Origin of the sequence: Micromonospora sp. KC723 (assembly GCF_004348595.1) — a bacterium.
In the GTDB taxonomy this organism is placed as follows: domain Bacteria; phylum Actinomycetota; class Actinomycetes; order Mycobacteriales; family Micromonosporaceae; genus Micromonospora.
Map to the genome: position 1 here is coordinate 1 of NZ_SMKD01000212.1, position 6,703 is coordinate 6,703.

A 6,703-nucleotide genomic window follows, 5' to 3' on the forward strand; every position below is an offset into this window, starting at 1 on the left:
GTCGAGGTTGGGGTGGGGGACGAGGTTGCCGATGACGATCGGCGCGCGGCGGTGGCGCAGCAGCGTGGTCACGGGTTCGGGTGGTAGGTCGAGCTGCACGATCACTGCTTCCGTGGTGAGGTCGGAGGTGGCGTGGTGGATGTCGTGGGTGGTGAGTTCGGTGGCGGAGGAGAGGGCGAGGGTGATGTAGCTTTCGCCGTCGGGGGTGACCTCGATGACGGCCGTTCCGGTGGTGGCGTGGGGGATGAGCCGGACGTGGCGGGTGTCGACACCAACGTCGGTAAGGGTCGCCGTAATCTGGTGGCCCCAGGCGTCGGCGCCGACGTTGGCGATCAGCGCAGCGCGTCCGCCGCAGCGGACGGCAGCGATGGCCTGGTTGAGACTCTTCCCACCGGCGCTGACGGTCAGGGATGAGCCGATGCTGGTGCGGCCCGGTCGGGCACGGTGCGGTACGTGGATGGTCAGGTCGATGTTGGCCCGGCCGACGAAGGCGACATCGACGCTGTCGCCGGGCTTGCGCTCGCCGGTCATGCCGTCGCCGTAGACCCGGCCAGAGCGGCGTGCAACTGCTGTACTCCGGGCTCAGTGGGAAACGCCGCGAGCTGACGGTCGACGGCGGCGATCTCACGCTGGATTCGTGTCGACCGGGTGAGGCGGGCCAGGTTGAGCGCGGCGAGGCTCGCAATGCAGGCGGCCCGTCAGCGCAGGCGGCACCGTGACGACGACGCGGTCGCAGCGCACCGCCCCGCCGGGTCCGGAGACCACGACTCCGGTCGCCGACGACACCAGCGAGGTGACCGGGAAGGACAGCCGGGTGCGGTCTCCCAGCTCTTTTGGGTCGCCATCGTCGGGGGCTCGGTGCCGCCGCATCGTGGCGGCGCCGGCCGCTCCTGCGATGACTGCCGCTGCTGTCAGCGACCAAAGGGTACGGCGGCGTGCCAGCAGTAGCTACCGATTCTTCCTCGTTCTCATGCTTCCATTACCTCTGTCGGAGATGTTCGATGAGTGATAATTCATCGGCGTGAATGGTGATCGCATCAAGGTCACGGCACCCGCGCTGTGCAGCGTGCCGACGCTCGGGCCACAGTGGGAGAGCTACGACGGCGATGGGCGGACAAGGCTGCGGATCTACAGCCTTCACGGGGCGTCTCGAGCGTCGTCCCGCACGCGCCTGGCTTGGTCTCTGCCGGTGTCGCGTACCGCTGCGGTGCCTTCTGCTGCTGTAAACCTGACCGCCTCTGACGCCTGCTGCGCGGGTTCTCGGAGGTTGTCCTGCGCCTGGTGCATCATTGTTGCGGCTTGTTGTTTGACCTGGCCGGAGTGTTCCTCGACCTCGTGTTGTGCCCGTTCGGCGAGGTCGCGTTCCTTCCTGCTGGGCGGGACGAGTGAGGCGGCGAGCAGACCGGCTCCGAAGGCGATGAGTCCTGCGGCAAGCGGGTTGCCTTGCGCGCGCTCGCGGGAGGCGTCGGTCAGTGTCTGCGCGCGGTGCCCTGCGGCGGTCAGGGCGTCCGATGTCCGGTGCGCCGCGCCTGTCATTACCTCTGCACTGCGATGGGTCATTCCGGAAACCGCGTCTGATGCCTGGCGTGCCGCACCCGTGGCTGCCTCTGCGCCGTGGTGGGCCGTATTGGACAGGCGGTGACGAACCGCCGAGCTTTGACGGACGGCGTTTGCCCTGGTGTGTCTTGCGGTTCCCATGACCCTGTCGACAGCTCGGCTGAGTCGGCCGCGGGCGCGCGTTGTTTGGTCCGCGGCGATGCGGCGGGGGTTGGCCTTGTAGGCGAGAGCGTTGACGTCATCTCTCAGGTCGGCTCTGGTGGTCTCGATGTCGTGCCGGATCCTGTCCGGGTCGTTCGACATGATGGCTCTCCCTCCTGTCAGCGGCCCCTGACCGCATCCGGTATCTCTTGCGCCGTCCGCTTGGTGCGCGCCAGCGTCCGTATCCTGCGCAACTGTGTGCGGGCTCGCGAGGCGAGTACGCCGCAGACCAGGGCCCACAGGACGGCTACGATCAACGCCGCCCAACCCTGGTCCATCACGTTCGACAGGCCCCACCACAGCGCGTGCGACACGAACAGCAGGGCCAGCAGGGCCGCGAGCGCGGCAGCGGCGAACAGCCCCGCCCCGGTGCCGAAGGTGCGCGCTTCCTCACGCAGTTCGGCCTTCGCCAGGTCCACCTCCTGCCGCATCAGCAGCGAGAAGTTGCGGCTGGCATCGGCGAGCAGCTGACCGACGGACGCCTGGGTCTTGTCCGGTCCGCCGGAAGCGCTCGGGGGTGACGTGCTCACGGACCCACCTCGGTGCCGCTCGGACCGTGCCGGACAGCCGCGCCGGTGTGCGGAGACGGCGCATGAAGCGGCGTCGCAGCCGGCGCGTCCGCCTGCCCTGCCGGTGCTTCTCCGGCTTCCCGTCCAGCCCCGTCGCCCCCGGCGGTAAGGGCGCGAGTCAGCCGGCCGGCGAGTAGACCAGCCAGAGCCGCGCCCGCGAGGAACGTGCCGGGGTGCCGGCTGGCGTACTCGCGCGCATCTCGGACCATGTCGCCGGGTTGTCGAGCGTCGAGCCAGCCCGCGGCTCGCTCGACTACGTCCGCGCCCCGGCGAACCACCAGCGCACCCGGGCCACCCTGATCGCCCCGGTCAGCCATCGACCGCAACTCGGTACCCAACGCACGCAGATTGTCGGCGGCGCGTTTCTGTTGCTGTCGCGCCTGCGATCTGGCCTGGGCAGAGGCGTTTCGCGCCAGGCCGTACGCCTGCCGCCGGGTCTCCGACGCGACGTTCCTGCCCTGCTCGGCGGCCTCGTGCGCGACTTGTCCACCGGCCTGGGCCGCCTCCTGTCCCACCCGAGCGGCTTCCCCACGGGCCCGCTGGGCGGTACCGCCGCCTGACGCGGACGGCGGAGATCCAGTCTCCCTACGCGATGTCATCCGTGTGTCCCCTCTCCAACCCGCCCGAAGCAGAGCGCGGGCCGGCCGCTTACCCCTGAAGAGGCGATGTAGGCACCCTGTGTTGGCGACCACGGAAAGATCCCCATTGGCGGCCAGATAATTCCCCGCTGATGGCCACCAGATCTCCCCACCGACGGCCAAGGGATCTCCCCACTGGCGGCCACGATCGTCGGTCCAGAAGATCGACCGGTGTGAAGAGCAGTAGGGAGATCATGGAGATTCTGAGGCGTTCGATCTCACAGGAAGTTACGGGGCGGTCGCCGAGTTGGCCGGCTGTGATCACCACACGGTGCGCCGGTATGTGCAGCTGCAGAAGGCGGGCGTGAGCCCGACCGAGAAGCGGGAGCGGGTCATCGACGAGTTCTTGCCCAAGATCGAGGATCTAGTTGAGAGATCGCAGGGCAGGGTCCGGGCGGGTGTGGTCCACCGACGGCTGACAGCATGGGGTTCATCGGTGCCGAGAGGACCACCCGGCGGGTGGTCGCCGAGGTCAAGGCGGCGTTCAAGGCTGGCAACCGGCGGATGTTCCGGCCGTGGGTCCCGGAGCCGGGGCTGTGGTTGCAGTGGGATTGGGGCGCGGGGCCCGAAGCTGAAAGGCCGGCCGGTGAACCTGTGGTGCGCCTGGTTGGCCTGGTCCCGGGTGGTGCTGCCGATGATGGACAAGACGCTGCCCACCGCGATCGTGTGCCTGGACACCACGCTGCGCCGCCTTGGCGGGGTTCCGACGTACGCGCTGACCGACACTGAGCGCACCGTCACCAGCGAGCACGTCGCGCGGATCCCGGTGCGGCATCCGGAGATCGTCGGGGTCGGCCGGCACTACGGGATGACGATTCGCACCTGCGTGCCGGCGGATCCGCAGTCCAAGGGCTGGGTGGAGAACACCGTGAAGATCGCCATTGTGACCGCGGTCGACGGTGATGGACCAGCCGAGGGCGCCCGGCGTTCACGCCGCACCGCGGGCACTCCGCAGATCCGCGACGAGCACTACCCGCACCACCACCACGAGGCCGAGCGCACGCCACGGGCGACCAGCCTCCTGGCTGTCGGCGAGGGCGCCAGCGCCTGACTGGTCGAGGCCGCAGCGCAGGCACCCGCCAGATCCGCCCGTAGATGGCCGACGCCGTCGTCCTGGCGAAGCTGCACGGCGCCGCGGCGGTCGACTGAGCCCTTGGGGACCGCAGCGGCCGCCGGTTGGTTCTGCGAGGGCGACGTGCGTCCATCCTCGACCACCAAGCCGCCGAGCCCACCTCGCCGCCGATCACCCGCAGCGGCCTGCAGCCGGGCACCTCCGCCTGGGCCAACCTCGGCAAACCCGCCCCTAACAGTGACGACAAGGGCAACGTCTGATGCCCACCGCCACCCGGCCCTCCGTCGTGACCGGCTTCAGCAGCGACCCGATGAACGAGATCGGAAGCTCACTCGCCGGCTCAAGCTGCCCTACCTGCGCCGCGCCCTGACCGAGGTGTCGGCTCCGCCTGAAAACTGGCTCTGGCACACATTCTGTGATTGATCTTGGTGGCAGCTCACGGGTTGGTCAGGACGCGTTTGCGTAAGAGGTCGAGGTTCGCGCGGCCGTACATCTGTCGCTTGATCGTTTTGATGCGGTTGACCTGACCCTCAACCGGGCCTGAGCTCCATGGCTGAGCGAGGCCGGCGACGACGGCGTCACGGTCGCTGACCAGACCGGCGGCGAAGCCACGGGTTTCGGGGAATCCGCCGTGGCGTGCGCGGTCGATCCAGGCGTCGAGGTGCTGTCCGGTGCCTTGGTGGCGGACCAGGGCGGCGATCCCGCGGGCGAGGTCGGCGAGGGTGTCGAGGTCGGGGCAGCGGCTTCGGGCGTCGGCGAGGTCGGTGGGGTCGTCGTCGGTGAATTTGTGGCCGGGGCGCATGATCCAGGCGGTGATCCGCCGAGCGGACGGCACGCGGACCGCGGCCGCGGGGGTGGGTCGGGCGCGGTTGGTCGTTAGCCAGTCCCGCAGCACGCGCAGGCTGCCTTGGTAGCCGCTGGCCAGAATCTCGGCGTGCAGGTCGGCTGTCTGCTGGACGCCGTCGGTCAGTCGCTGACGCAGGTAGGTATGGAACGGTGCGAGGACGCTGAGTCGGCTGCTGGCGTTCGGGCCGATCAACGCCCCGGCGGTGGCGGCGTGGGCGTATTTGCGGGCGGTTCTGACGTTCATGTCGAGACGGCGGGCGGTCGCGCTGATCGACAGTCCTTCGGCACGCAGGGCGTGCACGGCCGCGTGGCGCTGGCGGGTGTTCGCCGCCCGACGTCCCGTCCTTACCGGCTTATCCGTGGCCGGCGTGGCCAGGGCGGGCGTCGGTTCGGTGTGCTCTCGTAGGCATCGGCGGTGCCCACGGACGACCTTCTCGACGGCGTCGCTGAGGTTCTTGAGCAGGTGCCACCGGTCGGCGACCTGAATCGCGTCAGGTGCTCCCTTGCGGGCGCCGTCGGCGTAGCTGCCACCACGATCCCGGCAGATGACCTGAACACCAGGATGCTCACGCAGCCATTCGGCGAGGGTGTCGGCAGTGCGATCAGGCAAGACATCGATCGGCCGGCGAGTGTGCATGTCGAGCAGCACCGTGGCGTAGCGGTGCCCACGACGGCGAGCGAAATCGTCCACGCCCAGCACCGTCGGCGTCACCGGCGGCGGGTCGGGCATCCGCCGGATCATCCGGATCAACGTCATCCGCGACACCGACACCACCAACCGATGCGCCAACCGGCTGCCCGATCGGCCGCCCAACGCCACCGCGACCGCTTCCAGGTCGCCCGCCGCCAGAACCGTGTGACGGGCATGCCGACGGGTCAGGCCGGGCACCTGCTCGACGAACGTGCGCCGCTGACAGCTGCTGTCGACGCAGACGAATCGGCGGAGCGTCAAGGCGACCAACACCTCATGACCACCCAACCTGACATCGGCCAGCCGCCGCACATAGCGACCATGCACAGTGGTCGACCAGGTGCCGCAGGCGTCACACCGTGCCCGCACCGTCTGCGTCGCCGCGTTGATCCTGACCCGACGGCCCGGATCACCACCGCTTCCAGCCGCAGGCCCGTCAGGTGCGGCAGCAACGCCGGAATGATCTCCATCCCGGCACCCAACCCGAACTACCAACGAGCGCGACTCACAAAATGTGTGCCAGAGCCAAACTTTCAGCCGGCGTTGACAGATGGCTGTACGAGCGGCATGACCTCACGGGTGGCTGCCGATGACGACGGTCATGTCCCTCGGGTACCGCTCCAATCCTCAAGGTCGATCCAGTCTTCGCTTGGTCGGATTCGATGGAATCGGAACGTGCCGTTGGTGTCGTTCGCCAGGACGATGCAGCGGACGGCTGTTGGTTGCGGTAGGGCTCGGACGAGGCGAAGCACGGCGTCAGCCACCACCATCCCGAGCCGTAGCAGCACGATTTGGTCCTCGGTGCTGATCTGGGGTTGCCCGTCGTCGAGGATCGTGACCTGTACCGGGGCGTAGTCCTCCAGGTGGAAGCTGTTGTAGTTGCACTCGTAGCCGGTCAGATCCTGCCAGCCCATCTTTGCGACCGCCTCAGACGCGGAAGCCGGCGCGGCAGGCCATCGGCCGAGGTGCGCGGTGAAGATCAGAGCGCTTTCGTTGTCTGTGAGAGCGCGTTTGGGATGTGTGCTGGTCGGGTGTGTCGCACAGTGGGTGCGATCGATGGGCGGGGTTCGGTCGGTAGTCGGGTATGGATCGAGTGCGGCGGTACCCGTCTGACCTGACCGATGCCGAG

At 68.7% G+C, this 6,703-nt stretch carries 7 protein-coding genes and 1 pseudogene; 2 read left to right on the plus strand and 6 right to left on the minus strand.

Features of this window, described 5'->3' with window-relative positions:
- The 4 genes from E1165_RS27310 to E1165_RS27325 form a co-directional block, all read right to left on the minus strand.
- On the minus strand, positions 1 to 531 hold a 531-nt coding region (locus tag E1165_RS27310), incomplete at its 3' end, for a PfkB family carbohydrate kinase (protein WP_243705015.1).
- A gap of 93 nt (positions 532 to 624) precedes the next feature.
- On the minus strand, positions 625 to 870 hold the full coding sequence (locus E1165_RS30865) for an FAD-dependent oxidoreductase (RefSeq protein ID WP_371687402.1): 246 nt from the start codon (positions 868 to 870) through the stop codon (positions 625 to 627).
- A gap of 267 nt (positions 871 to 1,137) precedes the next feature.
- Positions 1,138 to 1,860, minus strand: a complete 723-nt coding sequence (locus E1165_RS27320; protein WP_132394586.1) for a DUF3618 domain-containing protein — start codon at positions 1,858 to 1,860, stop codon at positions 1,138 to 1,140.
- A 17-nt stretch (positions 1,861 to 1,877) separates the two neighbouring features.
- Complete coding sequence (locus E1165_RS27325) at positions 1,878 to 2,288, minus strand: phage holin family protein (RefSeq protein ID WP_243705016.1); 411 nt, start codon at positions 2,286 to 2,288, stop codon at positions 1,878 to 1,880.
- A 212-nt stretch (positions 2,289 to 2,500) separates the two neighbouring features.
- Between E1165_RS27325 and E1165_RS29275 the strand changes: the two genes are divergently transcribed.
- Together E1165_RS29275 and E1165_RS27335 are read left to right on the plus strand one after the other, a co-directional pair.
- Positions 2,501 to 2,887: a hypothetical protein gene (locus tag E1165_RS29275; protein ID WP_165945340.1), complete on the plus strand. Its 387-nt coding sequence runs from the start codon at positions 2,501 to 2,503 to the stop codon at positions 2,885 to 2,887.
- A gap of 251 nt (positions 2,888 to 3,138) precedes the next feature.
- Positions 3,139 to 4,297, plus strand: a pseudogene (locus tag E1165_RS27335) (IS21 family transposase).
- Positions 4,298 to 4,473: 176 nt separating this feature from the next.
- On the opposite strand, the gene E1165_RS27340 reads toward E1165_RS27335, so the two are convergent.
- Positions 4,474 to 5,943, minus strand: coding sequence for an ISL3 family transposase (locus E1165_RS27340; protein ID WP_243705017.1), 1,470 nt, complete (start codon positions 5,941 to 5,943; stop codon positions 4,474 to 4,476).
- A gap of 230 nt (positions 5,944 to 6,173) precedes the next feature.
- Positions 6,174 to 6,703: hypothetical protein (locus tag E1165_RS29615; protein ID WP_207917057.1), on the minus strand; the 530-nt coding region annotated here is incomplete at its 5' end.